Source organism: Mesorhizobium sp. LEGMi-168a (assembly GCF_058312955.1).
Genome location: NZ_JBZEGV010000033.1, coordinates 16514 through 38797, shown reverse-complemented (window position 1 = coordinate 38797; position 22284 = coordinate 16514). Strand labels below are relative to the sequence as shown.

Annotated in this window: 17 protein-coding genes; 11 read left to right on the top strand and 6 right to left on the bottom strand. The window is 64.4% G+C overall.

Features of this window, described 5'->3' with window-relative positions; genetic code table 11:
- Window positions 1-193 precede the first annotated feature (193 nt).
- Together AC4FWB_RS29155 and AC4FWB_RS29150 are read right to left on the bottom strand one after the other, a co-directional pair.
- Entirely contained in the window at window positions 194-2167 is a 1974-nt protein-coding gene (locus AC4FWB_RS29155) for a TadE/TadG family type IV pilus assembly protein (protein WP_491029714.1), read from the bottom strand.
- A gap of 26 nt (window positions 2168-2193) precedes the next feature.
- Window positions 2194-4095 carry a pilus assembly protein TadG-related protein gene (locus tag AC4FWB_RS29150; protein WP_491029690.1) on the bottom strand — a complete coding sequence of 634 codons (1902 nt, stop codon included), beginning with the start codon at window positions 4093-4095 and terminating at the stop codon, window positions 2194-2196.
- A gap of 297 nt (window positions 4096-4392) precedes the next feature.
- On the opposite strand from AC4FWB_RS29150, the gene AC4FWB_RS29145 reads away from it, so the two are divergent.
- Together AC4FWB_RS29145 and AC4FWB_RS29140 are read left to right on the top strand one after the other, a co-directional pair.
- A complete protein-coding gene (locus AC4FWB_RS29145) occupies window positions 4393-5253 on the top strand; it encodes a TIGR01459 family HAD-type hydrolase (protein WP_491029689.1) in 861 nt (286 codons plus the stop codon).
- Window positions 5254-5300: 47 nt separating this feature from the next.
- On the top strand, window positions 5301-6284 hold the full coding sequence (locus AC4FWB_RS29140; RefSeq protein ID WP_491029688.1) for a bifunctional riboflavin kinase/FAD synthetase: 984 nt from the start codon (window positions 5301-5303) through the stop codon (window positions 6282-6284).
- A 6-nt stretch (window positions 6285-6290) separates the two neighbouring features.
- On the opposite strand, the gene AC4FWB_RS29135 is transcribed toward AC4FWB_RS29140, so the two are convergent.
- Entirely contained in the window at window positions 6291-6671 is a 381-nt protein-coding gene (locus tag AC4FWB_RS29135) for an HdeD family acid-resistance protein (RefSeq protein ID WP_491029713.1), read from the bottom strand.
- Between the two features lie 145 nt (window positions 6672-6816).
- Here AC4FWB_RS29135 and AC4FWB_RS29130 point away from each other — a divergent pair, with 145 nt between their 5' ends.
- Entirely contained in the window at window positions 6817-7614 is a 798-nt protein-coding gene (locus AC4FWB_RS29130; protein ID WP_491029687.1) for a MipA/OmpV family protein, read from the top strand.
- 11 nt (window positions 7615-7625) lie between these two features.
- Here AC4FWB_RS29130 and AC4FWB_RS29125 read toward each other — a convergent pair whose 3' ends face one another.
- Both AC4FWB_RS29125 and AC4FWB_RS29120 read right to left on the bottom strand, forming a co-directional pair.
- Window positions 7626-8060 (bottom strand): RES family NAD+ phosphorylase, encoded by a 435-nt coding sequence (locus AC4FWB_RS29125; RefSeq protein WP_491029686.1) that lies wholly within the window; start codon window positions 8058-8060, stop codon window positions 7626-7628.
- 3 nt (window positions 8061-8063) lie between these two features.
- Window positions 8064-8507 (bottom strand): Xre family toxin-antitoxin system antitoxin, encoded by a 444-nt coding sequence (locus AC4FWB_RS29120; RefSeq protein WP_491029685.1) that lies wholly within the window; start codon window positions 8505-8507, stop codon window positions 8064-8066.
- Between the two features lie 270 nt (window positions 8508-8777).
- Here AC4FWB_RS29120 and ileS point away from each other — a divergent pair, with 270 nt between their 5' ends.
- Together ileS and AC4FWB_RS29110 are read left to right on the top strand one after the other, a co-directional pair.
- Window positions 8778-11753: an isoleucine--tRNA ligase gene (gene ileS, locus AC4FWB_RS29115; RefSeq protein WP_491029684.1), complete on the top strand. Its 2976-nt coding sequence runs from the start codon at window positions 8778-8780 to the stop codon at window positions 11751-11753.
- A gap of 248 nt (window positions 11754-12001) precedes the next feature.
- Window positions 12002-12679, top strand: a complete 678-nt coding sequence (locus tag AC4FWB_RS29110) for a hypothetical protein (protein ID WP_491029683.1) — start codon at window positions 12002-12004, stop codon at window positions 12677-12679.
- Window positions 12680-12705: 26 nt separating this feature from the next.
- Here AC4FWB_RS29110 and AC4FWB_RS29105 read toward each other — a convergent pair whose 3' ends face one another.
- Window positions 12706-13158, bottom strand: coding sequence for a nucleoside deaminase (locus AC4FWB_RS29105; RefSeq protein WP_491029682.1), 453 nt, complete (start codon window positions 13156-13158; stop codon window positions 12706-12708).
- A gap of 182 nt (window positions 13159-13340) precedes the next feature.
- Between AC4FWB_RS29105 and AC4FWB_RS29100 the strand changes: the two genes are divergently transcribed.
- The 6 genes from AC4FWB_RS29100 to AC4FWB_RS29075 all read left to right on the top strand — a co-directional run bounded on the left by AC4FWB_RS29100 (window position 13341) and on the right by AC4FWB_RS29075 (window position 22284).
- Window positions 13341-15299, top strand: coding sequence for a pseudouridine synthase (locus AC4FWB_RS29100; protein WP_491029681.1), 1959 nt, complete (start codon window positions 13341-13343; stop codon window positions 15297-15299).
- On the top strand, window positions 15280-15834 hold the full coding sequence (gene rsmD / locus AC4FWB_RS29095; protein WP_491029680.1) for a 16S rRNA (guanine(966)-N(2))-methyltransferase RsmD: 555 nt from the start codon (window positions 15280-15282) through the stop codon (window positions 15832-15834). The genes AC4FWB_RS29100 and rsmD overlap by 20 nt, the downstream gene beginning before the upstream one ends.
- A 118-nt stretch (window positions 15835-15952) precedes the next feature.
- The gene (locus AC4FWB_RS29090) at window positions 15953-17314 is read left to right on the top strand and encodes a M16 family metallopeptidase (protein ID WP_491029679.1); all 1362 of its coding nucleotides are present in this window, start codon (window positions 15953-15955) and stop codon (window positions 17312-17314) included.
- A gap of 257 nt (window positions 17315-17571) precedes the next feature.
- On the top strand, window positions 17572-18831 hold the full coding sequence (locus tag AC4FWB_RS29085; RefSeq protein ID WP_491029678.1) for a M16 family metallopeptidase: 1260 nt from the start codon (window positions 17572-17574) through the stop codon (window positions 18829-18831).
- Entirely contained in the window at window positions 18828-19679 is an 852-nt protein-coding gene (locus AC4FWB_RS29080; RefSeq protein WP_491029677.1) for a patatin-like phospholipase family protein, read from the top strand. The genes AC4FWB_RS29085 and AC4FWB_RS29080 overlap by 4 nt, the downstream gene beginning before the upstream one ends.
- 598 nt (window positions 19680-20277) lie before the next feature.
- Window positions 20278-22284 (top strand): type I secretion system permease/ATPase, encoded by a 2007-nt coding sequence (locus AC4FWB_RS29075; RefSeq protein WP_491029676.1) that lies wholly within the window; start codon window positions 20278-20280, stop codon window positions 22282-22284.

Below are 22284 nucleotides of genomic sequence, written 5' to 3'. Positions count from 1 at the left end.
CCCCTCTGTCCTGCCGGACATCTCCCCCACAAGGGGGGAGATCAGATGTCGCCTTCGCTTTCGCCAATCACCGGCGTTGCAGTAAGAGGGTCGGCCCCCGCAGCTGCCAATCTCCCCCCAAGTGGGGGAGATGCCCGGCAGGGCAGAGGGGGGCGCTGTCCCGCCGGCCTCTCCATTGTCGACTTGACTTCCGTCAACCCACCACCCGCAAGTTCGACAACTCGTTCGCAATCTCCTTGAAATTGTTCGACAGCGTCGCGCCGGTCGCGTTCCAGAACAATTTGGCTGGCTTGCTGGGATCGGTCGGGTCCTTGCGGAAACGGGAGTCGGACGAGCAGGTCTTCAGCGCCTCCATCGCCTTCTTGTCGCCGGCATCGGTCGAGGACATGTCGAGCGCGACCGTCATCACCATGATGTTTGCCGCCTTGGCGTTGTCGCAGAGCTTGGCCATCTGCTCGTTGAGGGCGCTGGTGTAGTTGCCGGACGAATAGTTGAACTGGCCGATGTCGCTCGACGTGCCGCCGAACAGGCGGGTGACCGAGGTGCCGTTGTAGCCGACGCCGGTATAACCGTAGGCCGCATAGGTCGACCTGTTGCCGGCCGGGTCTGGATTGACCGTCGAATAGGTGTTCTCGCCGTCGGTCAGCACGATGACGACCTTGTCGTTGCCGCGCTCGGTCTCCGGCCGTCCTCCGGTGAACGGTGCGGCGCTGGAGACGGTGCGCCAGCCCCAGGCCATGCCTTCCGGAACATTGGTGTTGCCGTTGGGAACCATCAGGTCGATCGCCGCCTTGACGGCCGCGAGCCCGTCCGCATTGGTGACGTCGGTGAGCGGCGTGATCGGCGTCGTGGTGCAGCTGTAGTTCGGGCCGGCGCCCGCGCCCAGCACCGGGGCATTCATCGGCCGCGGCATGAAGTACTTGGCCATGTTCGATTGCCTGGTCTTGCCGGTGGTGCTCGACGGGTTGTCGTTCCACCAGCTGTTGGCGGCGCCGTAGGTTTTCGGTGGAAGTTCGTCGGGATCCTGCGTGACATACCAATGGTTGCCGGGTTCGTCCGGCGCGAACATCGGCACGAACATGGTCGCGGGGTCGCCGACGCCGATGCCGGTGTTGTTGGGGCCGCCCGATGCCGGCGTGTCGTCGACATTGTAGGGATAAGGACGCACGTCGACGCAACCCTGCCAGCTGGCGAACGGGCCGTAGGTGTCGTTGTAGTCGTATTCGTTGTGGCTGCGCTCGCAGGTGTTGTTGGAGCGGTATTGGTCGCAGACGACACGCTTGCTGCCGACGATGCGCTCATGGCTGGTGACGACCTTCATGTCGCGATAGAGCGAGAAGCGGCTCAGCGCCTGGCCTTCCTCCGTGCCCCAGCCGGTGCCTTTCTTGTACCAGATGCCGTTGATCTTCTCGGCGTGTTTGTCAGCGGCGTTGAGCGTCGACCAGTCGAAATTCTCGTTGGCGATCGGCGACAGCCCGTAGACGTCCATCCAGGAGGCGTTGTCGTTGTCCGGCCCCACATTGACGGAGGCGGCAAAGGGCACGAGGCTGAACTGGACCGGCTTGTCGATCTGCTTGATCTGCGCCGCCTGCTGGGCCAGCGTGTCGACGAGTTGCTTGGCGGCCTGTTTGAGCAGGTCGATGCGCTTCTGCCCCGTGCCGGATCCTTTCGTCGACATCGAGCCCGAATTGTCGAGCACCATCGCCACTTCCAGCGTGTTCTTCAGCCGCACCTGCGAGCACGGCCCGAGCGTGATCGGTTCGTTCGCGTCACCTTCGGACGCGCCGTTGAGCAGGGCCGCCGCCGGGTAGAAATAGGGGTGGTAGTTGAGCGTCGCGCACATGCTCACCAGGCCGCCGCCGGCCTGGCTGCTGGGCAGCGTGACGTCGAGCGAGATAGTCGCCGGGTCGATGTTGTTGAGATTGGCGTTGAAGAAGTTGACCGCATAGGCCCTGATCTGATCGTCGGTCGCGCCTTCCGCCAAGCGCCTCGCGGCGGCGAAGTTCGCGGCGTCGAGCGCATTCAGCACCATCTGCTTTTGCCGGTTGAGCTCCGTGAAATCGACGGCGATCGCCAGGGCGCCCATCAGGGGCACCATGGCGATCGCCGTCATGAGGGCATAGTTGCCGCGCCGGTCGCGGCAAAATCGACGCCAGAATTCGCGCATCTGTGACAAGCGGCCCATCTTACGGATCAGCCGACGATGCGCAGGTTCGACAATTCGCTGCCGATCGCCTTGAAGTCGTCCGACAGCGTCGCGCCGGTCGAGTTCCAGAACAGTTTCGCCGGCTTGCTGGGATCGGTCGGATCCTTACGGAAGCGAGAATCCGATGCGCAGGCGGTGAGCGCGGCGATTGCTTTCTTTTCGGCGGTCTTCTGGCTGCTGAGGTCGAGCGAGACCGTCATGACGATGATGTTATTGGCCTTGGCGTTGGCGCACAGGGTCTGCATCTGTTCGTCGAGCGCGGCGGTGTAGTTGGCGTCCGTGTAGGTGGACTTGCCGACGGCGGAGCTCGTATTCATGAACAGGCGCGTCGCGCTGCCTGATCCAGGATATTTCAGGCCCGTGTAGCCGTAAGCGGCGTAGGTCGACCTGTTGTTTGCGTCGGTGCCGTCGTTGACCGAGCTGTAAGTGTTGGCTCCGTCGGTCAGGACGATGACGACCTTGTCGTTGCCTTTTTCGTTGTTGTCGCGGCCCTCGGTAAAGGGCTCATTGCTGGACAGCGTTCGCCAGCCCCAGGCAAGCCCTTCCGGCACGTTGGTGTTGCCCGTCGGCGTCATCGCGTTGATAGCGTTTGTGATGGTGGTCTTGCCTTCCGTCGTGGTTACGTCTTGCAGCGGCGTGATGGGGGAAGTCGTGCATCCGGCATTTGGCCCACCGTCAGTCGGCTCCGCGGGTGCGGTGTACGGTTTCGTAATGAAATATTTCCGCATATCTGACTGGCGTTTTGCGACGGCCAGGCTATCCGCCGAATCTACCCACCAATTGTTGTCGTAGTCCCACCATGCCGTGCTTGTGTGGGTGCTGTCCGTCCACAGATTGCCGGCCTCGTCCGGCGCGAACATCGGGACGAACAGACTGGCGGGCTTGCTTGTTGTCGGCGTCGTGTCGTCGACATTGTAGGGATAAGGCCTCGCCTCCACGCAGCCTTTCCAGGCCTCATATTGTCCCGTTGTGGGGGTGGAATAGGTTCGGCAACTGCCGTTGGGCCTCCTATTAGTGCAGGTCCTGGTCGTGGCCATCATATCTTCGTAGAGCTTGAAGCGGGTCATTGTCGTGTTCTGTCCCGTGCCCCAACCGCTGCCGCGCTTCCAGTAGGCATCGCCGACTTTCTCAATGTACTTGTTGGGATCGGCGCCAGGCGCGGTCTTGTACATCATCGTCCAGTCGAAATCCTCGTGATGGATCGGCGAGATTCCATCGAGATCCATCCAGGTCTTGTCTTTGTTGGACGGGCCGACATTGACCGAGGCGGAGAACGGGACCAGTGAGAACTGCACTGGCTTGCTGACCTGTTTCATCAGATTGGCTTGGTTGGCCAACATATTGACCAATTCGGTTGCGGCGGTCTTGAGGAGTTCTATCCGCTGCTCGCCGGTGCCGGAGCCATTCAGGCTCATCGACCCCGAATTGTCGAGCACCAGTGCCACTTCCAGCGTGTTCTTCAGCCGGACCTCGGACGTTGCGACGATATTGACATCGGTCGAGCCGGCAGTCTTTCCAAGCAGCATGGCAGCGGCCGGCAGGAAGTAAGGATGGTACGTCAGCGTGGCTTGCATTTTCAGCGTGCCGCCGCCGGTATTGTTGTTGGGCAAGGTGACCGCCAACGTCGTGTTGGCAGGCAGGATGTGCCTTAGATTGGCCTCGAAGAAATTCTTGGCGAAGGCCTTGGCGTCGCTGTCGCTTGCTCCGGCGACAATCTGCTGCGCTGTCGCGATGCCGGCGGCGTCGAGCGCGTTCAGCGTTTCCTGCTTCTCCCGGACCAACTCCGTATAGTCGACGGCAAGCGCCACGGCGCCCATCAGCGGTACCATCGTGATGACTGTCATCAGGGCATAGTTGCCCCGGCAGTCGCGTAGAAATCCGCGGATCATTGCGCTTAGCCCCCGCCAAAGACCCAATTGACGTACGACCATGGTCGTATTTGATATGCAACCATGGTCATAAATCCTTAAATTTCAGCTTGAGCGAAACGATCAACAACGCACTGCCTTTTTGACGACGCATTAACCCTTTGCTTTCGGGGCGGGCGATGTCGGGGCTCGCCACCGTGTATGGCGAAAGCTGGTGACAGGATGGAGCGCTTCGGTTATGCGGGACCGGCCGCGACGGCCTCCGAACCAAAAGGATGGCTGTCGCGGCTTTGCCAGGGGTCAGATCAGGAAAACGGCATGGCGGACTCGCCTGACATCATCGCTTCGCTCGCCGATCTGACGGGAAACTACGCGGCCATTCTGTGCGACGTATGGGGCGTGGTGCACAATGGCGAATGGCACTTTCCGGTCGCCGCGGAGGCGCTGGCCCGGGCGCGTGCGGCAAAAGTGCCGGTGGTGCTGATCACCAATTCGCCACGCCGCAGCGCCGACGTCGTTGCGCAGATGAATGTGATCGGCGTGCCGGCCGATGCCTACGACCGCATCGTCACCTCGGGCGACGTCACGCGCGACCTGATCGCCGAGGGTCCGAGGAAGATTTTCCACATCGGCCCTGAGCGCGACTTCACTCTCTATGACGGCCTGGACGTCGAACTCGTCGAGGAGTTCGAAGCCTCCGGCGTCGTCTGCACCGGACTTTATGACGACGAGGTGGAGAAGCCGGCCGACTATGCGGAGCTGCTGCAGCGCTTGCGCGCCCGCAACCTGCCGTTCATCTGCGCCAATCCCGACATCCTGGTAGAGCGCGGCGAGCGCACCATCTGGTGCGCCGGCGCGCTTGCCCGCGACTACGCGCAGCTCGGCGGCCGCACGCTGGTCGCCGGCAAGCCTTTCGCGCCGATCTACAACCTCGCCATGAAGGAGGTCGCCGGCCTGCTCGGCCACGCAGTCGAGCGCAAGCAGGTTCTCGCCATCGGCGACGGCATGATGACCGACGTCAAGGGCGCCGCCGACAACGGCTTCGACGTGCTCTACGTCTCGGGCGGCATTCATGCCCGCGACTATGGCGATCCGTTGCGGCCCGATCCCGAAAGGCTGGCCGGTTTCCTCGCAACGCACGGCTACCGGCCGGTCGCAGTCATCGCGCGGCTTCAATAGGCTGGTAGCGTGGCCATGACGGGCGCCCCGACATCACGCAGGTCGACATGACGCAAGCTTTCGAACGCATTTCGGCGGTCGCGCCGTTGCCGGCCCATCTGCGCGGCGGCGTCGTGGCGATCGGCAATTTCGACGGCGTCCATCGCGGTCACCTGTCGGTGCTGGAGCGGGCGCTGGCCGAGGCCGGCCGCCGCGGCGTGCCGGCCCTGGTGCTGACCTTCGAGCCGCACCCGCGCAAGGTGTTCAGGCCGGACCTGCCGCTTTTCGTGCTGACGCCGCCGCCGATGAAGGCGCGGCTCCTGGCCAAGCTCGGCTTTGCCGCCCTGGTCGAGCAGCCGTTCACGCGCGGCTTCGCCGCGCTCTCGGCCGAGGCGTTCGTGACCGATGTCCTGGAGCACAAGCTCGGCGTCAGCCATGCCGTCACCGGCTTCGACTTCCATTTCGGCAAGGACCGCCAGGGCGGCCCGGCCTTCCTGATGGCGGCCGGCGAGCGCCACGGCTTCGGCGTCACGCTGGTCGACGCCTTTCGCGACGAGGGCGCCGAGGTGGTTTCATCGAGCCGCATCCGCGGCCTGCTTTGCGAAGGCAAGGTCGAGGAGGCCGCCGGCCTGCTCGGCTACCGCTTCACCGTCGAGAGCGAAGTGATAGGCGGCCAGCAGCTTGGCCGCACGCTCGGCTTCCCGACCGCCAATATGAGACTTTCGCCGGAAGCCACTCTGAAGGAAGGCATTTATGCCGTCCGATTCCGCCGCGCCGACGGCATGCTGCATGATGGCGTCGCGAGCTTCGGCCGCCGTCCGACCGTCGACGACAATGGCGCGCCGCTGCTCGAAACCTATGTCTTCGACTTCTCCGGCGATCTCTACGGCGAGACCTGTGAGGTGTCGTTCTTCGGTTATCTGCGCCCCGAGCTGAAATTCGACGGGCTCGATGCGCTGGTGGTGCAGATGAAACGCGACGAGGCCGAGGCGAGGGCGCTGCTCGCCGGTGTGCGCCCGCTCTCGGAGTTGGACGCCGCGATCTGCTTCTGAAAGCAGCTATCGCTTCAGCGCCAGCCCGACGGCAATGAAGCTCCAGCCTTGGAAGATCAGGTCGATGGCCAGGAACAGGCCAAGCACCCACAGGCTGTTGACCGGCCAGCCCATGGCGATGACAAGGCCGGCAAGCGCGGTGATGATGCCGGCCGCGAGTAGCCATCCCCAGCCTTTTTCGGGGCGGTGGTTATAGCCGACCCAGGTCCTCAGCAGCCCGGAAGCGACGAGGGCGATCGCCAGGAGCAGTGTCAGCACCGCCGAGGCAAGCAGCGGATTGTCGAAGGCGAAGAAGCCGGCGACGGCGTAGAGCAGACCGCTAAGCAGCCAGTAGGCCGCGCATCCTGCGGTTGAAGGAGGGTAATCCCAATGGCCTGGCCCGTCCAGCGAGCGCCAATGATGGGCACCTGCCGAAAACGATTCCGGGGTCGCCACCAATGTTACGGATTTTAAGTCAAATTTTACCGAACTGTCGCCATGGCTTGGGCACTGGCGGATGTTCCTGCCGGCCTGTTTCGCGTAAGGGGTGACGATGCGTATTGTCGGGACGATTCCGCTGGTTCTCGCCTGTGGCCTGATGGCCGTCTCCGCAGCCCAGGCGGGCGAGGGGAGCTGGATTTCGGGCGACTGGTACCTGACGCTCGGCGCCACCGGCCTGGTCGCCCCGAATTTCGAGGGCGGCAAGAAGTATATGCTCTCCGCCCAGCCCATCATCTCGCTCGGCAAGGTCGGTCCCGAAGCGCGCTTCACCTCGCGCAACGACAACATCTCGCTGGCGCTGATCGACGACGGCAGCGTGCGCGCCGGCCTGACCGGCAAGTTCCTGCTCTCGCGCGACAGCAAGGACGAGCTGAAAGGCCTCGACCCGGTGCGCTGGGGCGGCGAGGTCGGCGGCTTCTTTGAACTCTATCCGCTGGATTGGGTGAGGGCGCGGGCAGAGCTCAGGCACGGCATCCGCGCCCATGACGGCTTCGTCGCCGACATCGCGGCCGATGCCTTCTACGACGTCACCCCGACAGTTCGCATTTCGGGTGGCCCGCGCGTCTCCTTCGCCTCTTCCGATTATTTCGACGCCTATTACGGCGTCAACGCCAAGGAAGCGGCGGCGTCGGGCTTGAGCGAATACCATCCAGGCGGTGGCGTGAAGTCGACCGGCCTCGGCGGCGCGATCACCTGGAAGGTCACCGAGCCGATGACGGCGAGCGTCTTCACCGAATACTCGCGCCTAATGGGACCGGCCGCCGATTCCAGCCTGGTCAAGGAGCGCGGCGACCGCAACCAGTGGACCGTTGGTGTCTCGACTACTTACCGCTTCAATTTCACGATGTGAGGTTTCGACCCTTACACCAGCAATCGCGTATCGACCGGATGAGTCGTGACGCTGACAATGCGTATGCTGTCGCGAGCAAGCAAGTCCGGGTTGAGAAGATAGTTCTTTGTGAACGGAACTATGACGCAAGGAATTTCCATGACCGAATGCGTGGCGGCGGCGACAAAGTCTGTGCCTAAGCGCTGCGTCGTGGCCACGTCGTCCTTCCAGTCGTCGGCCAGGTCAGGAGACGCGAAGGTAACGCCGTCCGGCACTTCGATTTCGAGAAGTTGATAGGTCTGCGGCAAATCTTCTGCGTCGACATGCACGAGAATCTCAAGAAGTGCCGTAGCCGGATGATCGGCGCAATAGACGATCGGTGTGCCCATGACGTGCCAACGGCCGGCGCTAACCAAACCGCCGATGCCCAAAAGGTCGGCGTAACCGGAAATGCGCCAGAGCCGCATGCGTCAGACGAAGATGCCGTGGTCGATACGATGGAGCTCTTCCTCCACGAGGACCGCGCCCGTTTCGGACTGCAGGAGGTTGATCGGCATCTCCTGCAACACCCTGCTGCGCTTGCGCAGCCAACGCTGCGCCTTTTCGTGATTGCCGAAAACCCGATCCGCCATCGCCGATATCCGTTCGAGCCGCTGGACGCGGTCGGATTCGGCAATCGTCAGCGTCTCGTTTCGTTCCTTGCGGCGCGCCAGTGTGCGTCGCGGGCCGACGATTTTGTAGATCTCATCGTTGCTGAAGCCGCGCTGACGGAGCCCATCGACCCTGGTAACGGGAACCAGAAACCGGTCTGTCGGCGGGTCGGGCATTGCGGTATCGGCAAACTTGGCCTCCGGCTTTGGCTGAACCTTGATATGCAAGCTGGACATGGTTTGGCTCCACTGCCATTTGCCCAATAATATATGCGCAATTGGCACAAGCCGCAAGGAAGGCTGCCCGCGACTTCGGGCTTTTCAAGGGACCCGGCCTCGTTTAAAAGCCACGCCATGAAGAGCTTTTCGCGCCTTTTCGCGATCGCGATACGAATTACGGGCCCGGTGTTCCGGGTGGCCTGAGCGCCGCCGGAGCCGCCGGGAGTTTTCGCGCGCGCCCCTCGCGCTTTTTCAAGAAAATGCTAGTTCAACGCCCGGGGCTTTCCGCCGCCGGGCAACGCAGATGGCAGATCAATGACCGACACCGTTGAAACGATCGACTATTCCAAAACGCTTTATCTGCCGCAGACGGATTTCCCGATGCGCGCCGGTCTCCCCGAGAAGGAGCCCGGCCTGGTCAAGCGCTGGCAGGACATGGACCTTTACCGCAAGCTCCGCGAGGAGGCCGCAGGCCGCGAGAAATTCGTGCTGCATGACGGCCCGCCCTACGCCAACGGCAACATCCATATCGGCCATGCGCTGAACAAGATCTTGAAGGACGTCATCAACCGCTCCTTCCAGATGCGCGGCTACGACGCCAATTACGTGCCGGGCTGGGACTGCCACGGCCTGCCGATCGAATGGAAGATCGAGGAGCAGTATCGCGCCAAGGGCAAGAACAAGGACGAGGTGCCGGTCAACGAGTTCCGCAGGGAATGCCGCGACTTCGCCCAGCATTGGATCAAGGTGCAGGGCGACGAGTTCCAGCGCCTCGGCGTCATCGGCGACTTCCACAATCCCTACACGACCATGGCCTACCATGCCGAGGCGCGCATCGCCGGCGAGTTGTTGAAGTTCGCCATGTCGGGCCAGCTCTATCGCGGTTCCAAGCCTGTGATGTGGAGCGTGGTCGAGCGTACCGCGCTCGCCGAGGCCGAGGTCGAATATCAGGACTACGAGAGCGACACGATCTGGGTGAAATTCCCGGTCGCGAGCCTTGCCCGGCCGGTGGACGGCGGCGAGGGCGGGCAGCAGGCGGCATTGTCCGAGGCCTCGCTCGACCTGCTCGAAGCCCATGTCGTCATCTGGACGACGACGCCCTGGACACTGCCCGGCAACCGCGCCGTCAGCTATTCGCCGCGCGTCGCCTATGGCCTCTATGAGGTGACCGCGGCCGAGAACGCTTTCGGTCCGCAGCCCGGCGAGAAGCTGATCTTCGCCGACGCGCTGGCCGAGGATGCCGCGGCCAAGGCCAAGGTCACCTTGAACCGCCTTCACAGCGTTTTGGCCGAACAGCTTGCAAGCCTTACGCTTTCGCATCCGTTCAGGGGGCTTGTCGACGGCTATCAGTTCCCCGTGCCGATGATCGCGGGCGAGCACGTAACCGACGATGCCGGCACCGGCTTCGTGCACACGGCGCCGAGCCACGGTCGCGAGGACTTCGACGCCTGGATGGACGCGGTGGCCGAATTGCTGAAGCGCGGTGTCGACACCGCTATTCCGTTCCCCGTCGACGATGCCGGCTTCTTCACCAAGGATGCGCCGGGCTTCGGCCCGGACCGCGAGGGTGGTGCCGCGCGCGTCATCGACGACAATGGCAAGAAGGGCAATGCCAACCAGGCGGTGATCGAGGAGCTGATCAAGCGCAACGCATTGTTCGCGCGCGGTCGCCTCAAGCACAGCTACCCGCATTCCTGGCGTTCGAAGAAGCCGATCATCTTCCGCAACACGCCGCAATGGTTCGTCTATATGGACAAGGACCTCGGCGACGGCACGACGCTGCGCAGTCGCGCGCTTAAGGCGATCGACGACACCCGCTTCGTGCCGGGGGCGGGCCAGAACCGCATCCGCGCCATGATCGAGGAACGCCCCGACTGGGTGCTGTCGCGCCAGCGCGCCTGGGGCGTGCCGATCGCCGTCTTCGCCGATGTCGACGGCAATGTGCTGAGGGACGAGGCAGTCAACCAGCGCATCATGGACGCCTTCGAGAAGGAAGGCGCCGACGCCTGGTTCGCCGAGGGCGCCAAGGAGCGCTTCCTCGGCAACCACGATGCGTCCAAATGGCACCAGGTGATGGACATCCTCGACGTCTGGTTCGATTCCGGCTCGACGCATGTCTTCACGCTGGAGGACCGTCCGGACCTCAAATGGCCGGCCGACGTCTATCTGGAGGGCTCCGACCAGCATCGCGGCTGGTTCCACTCCTCGCTGCTCGAAAGCTGCGGCACCAGGGGCAGGGCGCCCTACGACACGGTCATCACCCATGGCTTCACCATGGACGAGGAAGGCCGCAAGATGTCGAAGTCGCTCGGCAACACCGTCGTGCCGCAGGACGTGATCAAACAGTCGGGCGCCGATATCCTCAGGCTCTGGGTGGTGACGACCGACTATTGGGAAGACCAGCGGCTCGGCAAGAACGTGCTGCAGACCAATATCGATGCCTACCGCAAGCTCCGCAACACCATCCGCTGGATGCTGGGCACGCTCGCTCATGACGATGGCGAGGACGTCCCGCTGGACAAGATGCCGGAACTGGAGCGGCTGATGCTGCATCGGCTGTCCGAGCTCGACGAGGTGGTGCGCCAGGGTTATGACGCCTTCGAGTTCAAGCGCATCACCCGCGCGCTGCTCGACTTCATGGTGGTCGAGCTTTCGGCCTTCTACTTCGACATCCGCAAGGACGCGCTCTACTGCGACGCGCCCTCCAGCCTGCGCCGCAAGGCGGCTGTGCAGGTCGTGCGCCACCTCTTCGAATGCCTGGTGAAGTGGCTGTCGCCGATGCTGCCCTTCACCATGGAGGAGGCCTGGCTCGACCGTCACCCGGATGCCGTCTCGGTGCATCTCGACCAGTTCCCGGAGATCCCGGAAAACTGGAGGAACGAGGCGCTGGCCGAGAAATGGCGCAAGGTTCGGCAGGTGCGCCGCGTCGTCACCGGCGCGCTTGAGATCGCGCGCGCCGAGAAGCTGATCGGTTCCTCGCTGGAGGCCGTTCCGGTAGTCACCATCGACGATGCCGCGCTGGAAGCGGCGATCGCCGATGTCGACATGGCCGAGATGGCGATCACCAGCGACCTGGTCATCAGGCATGGCAAGGCGCCTGAGGGGGCTTTCACCCTCGACGACGTCAAGGGCGTCGCCGTGGTTGTGGAAAAGGCCGAGGACCGCGGTCTGGTCAAATGCGCGCGTTCCTGGCGCTATACGGCCGATGTCGGGCAGGACCCGGAATTCCCGGACGTTTCGGCCCGCGACGCTGCGGTGCTGCATGAACTGAAGGCGCTTGGGCGTTTATAAGTGCATGTCGCCCAAAAGTGCATGGCGGTTTTTGGATAACGGCATGCACTCATCAAATAAGTGCAAAAGTGCCACGCCGGGCGGCGCAAATCCGCCCGCGCGTTGCCCTTAATAAGTGGTTGAGGTAAACACGCGACACTCCGGCAGACAAATTGTCGCCGGATTTCCATCGCAAGTGCGGGGAAGAAGGGGACCGCGCCCCTGTGGCCGGTGGCGACCGAAAGGCTGTTAGAGTGGGACTTTTTGGCATGACCGAAAGAACGTTCGCGCGCGCCGCGCTGCTGGCGCCGCTTGTGGTGTCGGCCATCGCCATGTCCGGCTGCGTCAGCTCGCCCACCTACGGAACCGACAAGACTGCTGCTGCGCAGCTCTTCGACGACGTTTCAGGCGCTGCCGCGATCACGCCGAAGCATCGCGACCCGATCGATTACAAGCCGCGTCCCGATCTGGTGAAGCCGGCGCCGGGGCAGAAGGAAAACCTGCCGGCGCCGCAGGAGAGCATCCAGACGGCGAGCGCCGACTGGCCCGAATCGCCCGAGGCCCGCCGCGCCCGCATCCGCGCCGACGCGACCGCCCATCAGAACGATCCGAACTATCAGCCCGAGGCTGTCGAGGACGTGCAGACCGATCCGGTGGCGGTGAAGAAGGCGATGGCCGATTCTGCTTCCAGCCATCCGCCGCGCTGGTCGCCGGACGATTCCAGCGCTGCCCGTTCCGCCGAGATCCAGCGTCGTCTGGCCGAGGGCAAGCAGGGCAATCCCAATGTCCGCAAATATCTGAGCGAGCCGCCGCTTGCCTATCGTCAGGCCGCCGACACCGCGCCGCAGAACCAGCTCGGCGAGGACGAATACAAGAAGGAGCGCCGCCTCAAGGCGCAGGCGGAAGGCAAGAAGAGCGGCGGCTGGTTCGACTGGCTGGGCCTGTAAGCGCCGCAGTCATCCGAGCCGCAACTCTATATTTCCCGCTTCTCGCGGAAAAAATCCTTGAGGATGAGGGCCGCTTCGCTTTCGCCTAGCCCCGAATAGATGTCCGGCGTGTGGTGGCAGGTGGGCGAGGCGAAGAAGCGCACGCCGTTGACCACCGCGCCGCCTTTCTCGTCGGCGGCGCCGAAATAAAGCCGCCGCAGCCTGGCGAAAGAGATGGCGCCGGCGCACATGGCGCAGGGCTCCAGCGTCACATAGAGGTCGTGGCCGGTAAGCCGCTCGCTGGAGAGTTTCCGGCAGGCTTCGCGGATCGCCAGCATCTCGGCATGGGCGGTGGGGTCGGCGAGCTCGCGCGTACGGTTGCCGGCCTTGGCCACCACCGTGCTGCCGTTCGCAATCACCGCGCCGACCGGCACTTCGCCGCGGCTTGCGGCCGCCTCGGCTTCCTGGAGCGCCAAAGCCATGAAATCCGGCCGCTTCACGCGGTTTCCATTCCGATTACTCCTCGCCACCCGATGGTGATCCTGTTATCTAGCGCGTGACCCTGAAAACCGGAATCGGTTTTTGTCGCGCTGCTTTACGCGCAAAATCAAGATGACACTGCCTGCGTTGCGCGTCCGAACGGGCGTGTGCGCTGTAGCAGCCCAAGACGAGCAAGATCCATATGGACGACGATAAGAAATCATCACGACCAAAGGGGCCGCGCAAAGGCGGATCGAAACCGACGCCGCGCGGCGACAAGCCATTCCGCAAGGGGCCGCGTTCCGAGGGCAAGCCCTTCGAGAAGCGCGACGGCGCGCGCAAACCTTATACGCCGCGCGGCGACCGGCCGATGGCCGCCGATGGCGAGAGGCCGCAGTTCAAGCGGGCCTACAAGCCGCGCGAAGCGGGCGAGGGTACGGAACGCGGCGAGAGGCCGTTCCGCAAGGGGCCGCGCCCCGAGGGCAAGCCGTTCGAGAAGCGCGATGGCGCGCGCAAACCTTATACGCCGCGCGGCGACAGGCCGGTGGCCGCCGATGGCGAGCGCCGTGATTTCAAGCGCAGCTATAAGCCGCGTGAGGCGGGTGAGGGTGGGGAGCGTGGCGAAAGGCCGTTCCGCAAAGGCCCGCCGCGCGAGGGCAAGCCCTTCGAGAAGCGAGAAGGCCGCAAACCCTACACGCCGCGTGGCGACCGGCCGATGGCGGCCGAAGGCGAGCGTGGCGAACGGCGGTTCGACCGTCCCAAGCGCGATTTCAGCGATCGCCCGTCACGCGACTTCGCCGGCGGACGGCCTCAGGGAAAACCGGGCGGCTTCAAGCCGCGTCCGCGTCCCTCGGAAGCTGCTCCGGAGGCCGGCGAGCGCATCGCCAAGCGGCTGGCGCGCGCCGGCATTGCCTCGCGCCGGGACGCCGAGGAACTGATTGCCGCCGGCCGCGTCAAGGTCAACGGCAAGGTGCTCGACTCGCCGGCCTTCAATGTCATGCCCGACGACGTCATCCATCTCGACGGCACCGAAATCCCGCCGATCGAGCGCACGCGGCTGTTCCTGTTCCACAAGCCGGCGGGCGTGGTCACCACCAACCGCGACCCGGAAGGCCGCAAGACCGTCTTCGACGTGCTGCCGGCCGACCTGCCGCGGCTGATGACCGTCGGCCGCCTCGACATCAACACGGAAGGCTTGCTGCTGCTCACCAACGACGGTGGGCTGTCTCGAGTGCTCGAATTGCCGGCCACCGGCTGGCTGAGACGCTACCGCGTCCGCGTCCACGGCAAGGTCGAGGAGAGCGCGCTTGCGGGTTTGCGTGAAGGTATCGCCGTCGACGGCGTCTTCTACGGTTCGGTCGAAGCCTCGCTCGACCGCGAGCAGGGCAGCAACGCCTGGCTGACGATCGGCCTGCGTGAAGGCAAGAACCGCGAGGTGAAGAACATTCTCGGCGCGCTGGGTCTCGGGGTGACGCGGCTGATCCGCATCTCCTACGGTCCGTTCCAACTCGAGGATCTGCCCGAGGGCCATGTGCTTGAGATCAAGGGCCGTGTGTTGCGCGACCAGCTTGGCGAGCGGCTGGTCGAGGAGTCCGGCGCCAATTTCGATGCCGAGATCCAAAAACCTTTCTCCAACAAGCCGGTGCGGCGGAGCGAGCCGCGCCGCGATGAGGCCGAGCGGCCGAAATTCTCGCGCGAAGGCGACCGCCGTCCGATCGGCGAGGGCGGGCTGATCAAGGCCCGCAAGCGCCGCGAAGGCAGCCGCGACGAGGCGCTGGGCAAGCTCTCGACCAAGCCGGACAGGGCCTTCGGCCAGCGCGGCCAGAAGTCCGGCTTCGGCAAGTCCGAACGCGGCGGCTTCGGCGGCAAGCCGGGCGGCAACAAGCGCGAGCCACGGCCGATAGAGCCGCCCGGCCAGCGCAAGGCCAATGTCTGGATGGCGCCGGGCGCCCGGCCGATCGGCAAGGGCAGGGCGGAGGCCGACGCCGCCAAGGCCGCGGAGGCGAAGGCGCGCAAGGCATCGTTCAAGCCCGGCGGCAAGGGCAAGCCGTTCGGCAAGCCAAGGGGCGATCGACCCGAGGGAAGCAGTGGGGGAAGCGGTGGCGACAGGCCACGGGGTCCGAAGGGTCCGAGGGGTGGCAATGCGGATCGTCGGCGGTGAGTTTCGCGGGCGTCCTCTGGCGACGCCCCGCTCGAATGCCATCCGCCCGACCACCGACCGCACCCGCGAGGCGGTGTTCAATGTGCTGGCGCATCGTTATGCCGAAAAGCTCGACGGCGGCCGCGTGCTCGATCTCTTCGCCGGCACCGGCGCGCTCGGGCTGGAGGCCCTGTCGCGCGGCGCCTCCTACTGTGTCTTCATCGAGGAATCCGCGGAAGGACGCGGCCTGATCCGCGACAATGTCGAGTCCTTCGGGCTTACCGGCCGGACCAAAATCTTCCGCCGCGACGCCACGCATCTCGGCGAGGCCGGCACACTTTCGCCCTTCAGCCTGGTCTTCGCCGACCCGCCCTACGGCAAGGGCCTCAGCGAGCGCGCGCTGCGCTCGGCAAAAGCCGGCGGCTGGCTTCTGCCCGGCGCGCTCTGTGTGGTCGAGGAAGCGGCCTCCGCGCCGTTCGAGCCGGGCGCCGGCTTTTCCGTGGTGGATGAGCGCGGCTACGGCGATACGGTCATTCGGTTTGTCGAGGTAGAGTGAGCGAGGCTCCCCCTTCTCCCACGAGGGGAGAAGGAAGACGCCTCGAAAATGCCGAACAATTCACTTTGCCTCGCCTTAGAGCGTGTCTATCGTCGCGCTCTCAGAACCGGAGAACTTGATGGCATTGACGGGAAAACGGCTGCGCGCAGCACTGCTTGCCGGCGCGCTGGCGCTCGTACCGCAGGCTCCGGCGCGGGCTGCTGACGAAGCCGAGGTCAAGGACTTCCTGCTCGACAACGGCATGGAAATGGTCGTCGTTCCCGACCATCGCGCGCCTATCGTCACCCATATGGTGTGGTACAAGATCGGCAGTGCCGACGAGCCGCCCGGCAAATCCGGCATCGCGCATTTCTTCGAGCATCTGATGTTCAAGGCGACGGCCAACCACGCGGCCGGCGAGTTCGACCGCGCCGTATCCGACATCGGCGGCTCGAACAACGCCTTCACCTCTTACGACTACACCGCCTTCCACGAGACGGTGCCGCCCTCGGCGCTCGAAGAGATGATGGGTTTCGAGGCCGACCGCATGCGCAACCTCATCCTCACCGACGATGTCATCAAGACCGAGCGCGACGTGATCCTGGAGGAGCGCCGTTCGCGCATCGACAGCAATCCGCAGGCGGTGCTCGACGAGGAGGTCGACGCGACGCTCTGGCAGAACCAGCCCTACCGTATTCCGGTGATCGGCTGGATGCAGGAGATGGAGCAGCTGAACCGCACCGACGCCAAGGCCTTCTATGACAGTTACTACCGGCCGAACAATGCCGTGCTGGTTGTGGCCGGCGACGTCGATCCAGATGCGGTCAAGGCGATGGCCGAACGGACCTACGGCAAGATCGCGCGCGGGCCGGATCTGCCGCCGCGCATCCGCCCCGTAGAGCCCGAGCAGAACACCAAGCGCACCGTGACGCTAACTGACGCGCGCGTCTCGGTGCCGAGCTTTTCCACGCAATGGGTGGTGCCGTCCTATCACACCGCCAAGCCCGGCGAGGCCGAGGCGCTCGACCTCCTGGCCGAGATCCTGGGCGGCGACAACCACAGCCGCCTCTACCAGCAGCTGGTGGTCAAGCAGGGCATCGCCTCCGAGGCCAGCGCCTATTTCCAGGGAACCATGCTCGATGACACCAACTTCACCGTCTATGGCTCGCCGCGCGGCGATGCCAAGCTTGCCGATGTCGAGGCCACGGTCGACGCCGAGATCGCCCGCATCGTCAAGGACGGCGTGACCGACGATGAATTGGAGCGAGCCAAGACCCGCTATGTCCGCTCGATGATCTTTGCCCGCGACAAGCAGGACGACATGGCCAATATGTACGGCTCGACGCTTGCCACCGGCGGCAATGTGAAGGATGTGCTGGAATGGCCGGACCGCATCCGCAAGGTCACCGCCGGAGAGATCAAGGCGGTGGCCGCCCGCTATCTCCTGCTCGACCATTCGACCACCGGCTATCTCTTGCCGCAGCAACAGGCGGGGAATTGACGATGAGACTGGTTCTTGGCCGTATGAGCACCTTTCCTTCTCCCCTTGTGGGAGAAGGTGGATCGGCGCGAAGCGCCGAGACGGATGAGGGGTGTTGGAAGGATCGCCAGCGTCTCACTTCGTCCAGCACCCCTCATCCGTCGCCTTCGGCGACACCTTCTCCCACAAGGGGAGAAGGGGGGCTCCACCGCGCCGTCGCCACCCTCTGCTTTGCTCTGTTCTTCCTGCTCTTGCCTGCGCTTGCCGCCCACGCGGAGATGAACATCCAGGAGGTGAAGTCGAAGAAGGGCATCACCGCCTGGCTGGTGGAAGACCATTCGATCCCGCTGGTTGCGGTCCGCTTCGTCTTCGACGGCGGCACCGCGCAGGATCCCGCCGGCAAGGAAGGCCTAGTCAACCTGATGACCGGACTGTTCGACGAGGGCGCCGGCGACCGCGACAGCGAGGCCTTCCAGCAGAAGCTCGACGATGCCGGCGCCGAGATGAGTTTTCAGGCGGCGCGCGACGGCACCTATGGCTCGATGCGCATGCTGTCCGACCAGAAGGACGAGGCTTTCGGCCTGCTGAAGCTGGCGGTGAACAGCCCGCGCTTCGATCAGGCGCCGCTCGACCGCATTCGCGCCCAGGTGCTTTCCGGCATCCTTGCCAATGAGCGCGATCCCGACACGATCGCCCAGCAGCGCTGGCTGCGCGCGATCTATGGCGGGCATCCCTATGCGCGGCCGGACCAAGGCACCAAGGCGAGCCTCGCCACCATCACTGCCGACGACCTCAGGGCCTTCCACAAGGCGAATTTCGCCCGCGGCGGCCTGCATGTGGCGGTGGTGGGCGATATCGACGCCGCCGCGCTGAGCGGCAGGCTGGACGAGGTGTTCGGTGACCTGCCGGACAAACAGACGCTCGCCCCGGTTGCCGACATCGCACCCAAGCTCGGCCAGCAGCTCGAAGTGAATTACGACTTGCCGCAGACCTCGCTACAGCTTGCCTGGCCTGGCGTGAAACGGAACGATCCCGATTTCTACGCCGCCGTGCTGATGAACGAGATCCTCGGCGGCTCGACCTTCACGTCGCGGCTCTACGAGGAGGTGCGCGAAAAGCGCGGCCTTGCCTACGGCGTCAGCTCCGATCTCGTCGATCACGAGCATTCCAACGCGCTGCTGGTCACGACCGCGACGCGATCCGACCGCGCCGCCGAGACGCTGTCGCTCGTGCGCCAGGTGGTGAAGGAGATGGCCGAGAAGGGGCCGACCGAGGAAGAGCTCGCGGCGACCAAGAAATACATGATCGGCGCCTACGCCATCAACAACCTGGACTCCTCCAGTTCCATTGCCTCGACGCTGGTCGAGCTGCAGCTCGACAATCTCGGCATCGACTATATCAAGCGCCGCGCCGCGCTGATCGACGCGGTGACGCTTGCCGACGTCAAGGCGGCGGCGAGGAAGCTCCTGTCGGCCGACCCGGCGGTGATGGTGGTCGGTCCGCCGCTGGTGCAGGTGGCGGGGAGCGGCAAAGGATGAGCCCGACCTTCGCGGTTGCCTTCGGCGGCGGCGGCGCGCGGGGACTTGCGCATATCCATGCCATCGAGGCGCTGGACGAGCTCGGCATCAAGCCGGTGGCGATCGCCGGCTCGTCGATCGGCGCCATCATGGGCGCCGGCATGGCCGCCGGCATGCGAGGGGCGGAGATCCACGACTATAGCCGCGCGATCCTCGGCAGCCGCGCCGAGGTGGCCGCGCGCATGTGGCGCTCGCGTCCAGGCACGATCGCCGAGGCCATGCAGGGCGGCATCCGCGTCGGCCAGTTCAATGTCGAGCGCATCCTGAAGGCCTTCCTGCCCGAGGCCATCCCCGCGACCTTCGAGGAGCTGAAGATTCCGCTCAAGGTGACGGCGACCGACTATTTCGGCCACAAGCTCGCGGTCTTCGCCGAGGGCGACCTGCAATCGGCATTGGCGGCTTCGGCCGCCATTCCGGCGGTGTTTCGCCCGGTGACGCGTGACGGCCGCGTGCTGATCGACGGCGGCATCTACAACCCCGTGCCCTTCGACCTGATCGAGAAGGATGCCGACATCGTCATCGCCATCGACGTGGTCGGGGCGCCGAGCGACGTCGAGCGCAAGCACCCGACGACCGTCGACCTGATGTATGGCGCCACGCAGCTGATGATGCAGTCGATCATCGCCAACAAGCTGAGGCAGCACCCGCCGGACATCCTCATCCGCCCGGCCGTCTCGAAATACCGCGTGCTCGATTTCCTGAAGATCGAGACGCTGATGGCCGACACGGTTGAGATCAAGGACGAACTGAAGCGCGCCGTCGAGAAAGCGGTTGCCGAGCGTGGCAAGCGCCGGGAAAACGCGGTGTGAGAAGGTGTTCCACCCTCCTTCGGCTAGCGCACGGTGACAAAGGTCTGACGACAGAGGTCCGATAGAGAGTTTGCAAAGGTCCCAGAACAAGTTGGGCCTATGAACGTGCGAAGTATTCGTGATCCAGCCTGGCCGCTCGTTCACGCGTAAGTGTATGTCTTGTCATTAACTCTTCATACTATTGCCGGTTGACGCACACGCATCGGTAGAGTTAATAATGTGCTAATATACGAGTAGCGAGAACAGTCTCCCGACCGGCAACAACGAGTCACGGCGCTACTGGGGCAGGGGAAACGCAGCGCGGCATTTCAGCCGCTTTCGCCATCACCATCGAGCCGTCAGCCGTCGTGAGCCGCCATGTGCCTGCTTGCTCGCCCGGCCGGAGCCCGTTGGTTGCGGCTTGCGGACGCTATGCAATCCTCCTCTTCCACGGAATTGGGCGCCGAACTCAGCGCCTTTGGCATGGGGTAGTCAGCCGCCTTGCGCGGCCAATAACGCCAAAGACGGCGGCTGACGGATTGTGAAAAGGCAAGTCGTGACCGCGGGATTCTGTAAGGCGTCGCTCGGGTTGATGGGCTCAGCGTTTGGTTCGGCGCAGATGAAGGTCAGGCTTTTCGGCCTGATCCTCGTCGCATGCGTCGCCGTTTTCTTCCTCTTCGGCTCCGGCCGGCATGCATCGACGGGCTCGACGCTCGTCGCGGTGGCCATGGCGGGTTTCGGTAGCCTGGCCATGTTTCGCGCTCGCGGCGACGCGGCGCAAAACACCGCGGCCCACGTACCCAGTCAGACCGTGGCGCGCGGCAAGCCGTCGGCGAGACCGAGCGGGCGGCGGCCGGCCGGCCCCGCCCGCTCCGAGCTTGCCGCAGCCCTTGCCAGTTGCCGGTCTGCCTTCTTTGCGGTCGGGTTGTTCAGCGGCATGCTCAACGTGCTGATGCTTGCAGGCTCGCTCTACATGCTCGAGGTTTATGATCGCGTGCTGCCGAGCCGCAGCCTGCCGACGCTCGTCGGTATCTCGATATTGCTCATCATCCTCTATTGCGGGCAGGGCTTTCTCGATTTCGTGCGCGCGCGGGTGCTGGTGCGGATCGGCGGCGCCCTCGACGAGGCGCTTGGTCACCGCGTCTATACGTCAATGCTGAGATTGCCGCTAAAGGCCGGGCGCGAGAGCGACAGCCTGCAGCCGATGCGTGATCTCGACAGCGTGCGCGGCTTCCTGTCCGGCATGGGGCCGACGGCGCTTTTCGACCTGCCATGGATGCCGCTCTATCTGATCATCATCTTCATGTTCCACTGGTTGCTTGGTGTGACGGCGCTGATCGGGGCGATGGTGCTGGTCGTGCTGACCGTGCTTGCCGAGCGGCTGACGCGAAAACCGGTATCGTCCGCAACTTTGAGCGGGAACCGGCGCAGCGGGTTGATCACAGCCGGCAGTCGCAATGCGGAAGTCGTTGCCGCCATGGGCATGGCTGGCGGGCTCGCCGTACGCTGGGAAGATGCCAACCACGATTACATTGCCGACCAGCGCAAGGTGAGCGACGTTGCCGGCAGCTTCGGCGCGGTTTCGAAAATACTGCGCATGCTGCTGCAGTCATCCATGCTCGGCATCGGCGCCTGGCTGGTCATCGAGGAGCAGGCGACGGCTGGCGTCATCATCGCCGCTTCCATCCTCAGCGGCCGCGCGCTGGCACCGGTTGATCTCGCGATCGCCAACTGGAAAGGTTTCGTGAGCGCGCGCCAGGGCTGGCAACGGTTGAGCAGAGTGCTTGCGGCCATGCCCGCCGAGGCCGAACCCATGCTGCTGCCGGCGCCAAGCGCCAGTGTCGTGATGCACAATGCCGCCATCGCGGCTCCTGGGTTGCAGCGGCTTTTGGTCCAGGATGCCAGCTTCGCCATCGAGGCCGGTCACGGGCTTGGCATCATTGGACCGAGCGGCTCGGGAAAGTCCACCCTGGTGCGCGCTCTCGTCGGAGCCTGGCAGCCTGCAAGCGGTCGCGTCAAGCTTGATGGCGCCGATCTCGACCAGTGGTCGGCACATGAATGCGGGCGTCATATCGGCTACCTGCCGCAGGACGTGGAGCTGTTTGCCGGCACCGTCGCCGAAAACATCTCCCGCTTCGAGCCCGAGGCCGACTCGGCCGCAATCATCGCCGCGGCCAAGGCGGCTGGCGCGCACGAACTGATCGTGGGCTTCCGCCAGGGCTATGAGACCGAGATCGGCGAGCATGGCGAGGCCCTTTCGGCAGGTCAGCGCCAGCGCATTGCTCTGGCCCGCGCGCTCTATCGCGATCCGTTCCTCGTGGTGCTCGACGAGCCGAATTCCAACCTCGACATGGATGGCGAGCAGGCGTTGATCCGGGCGATGCTTGGCGTTCGCGAGCGTGGCGGCGTGGTTGTGATCGTCGCTCATCGTCCGAACGTGCTGACGGCTGTCGATTTCGTCTTGGCGATGAACCAGGGGCGCATCCACGACTTTGGACCGAAGGACGAGGTTTTCGCCAAGATGTTCCCGACGCTGCGGCCGGTCCCGTCAGCCAATCCACCGCTAAGGGTGGCAGCGGAAGGCACCTCGCACGCTGTCGCGGGTGGAACCGAGGGGGTGAACTAG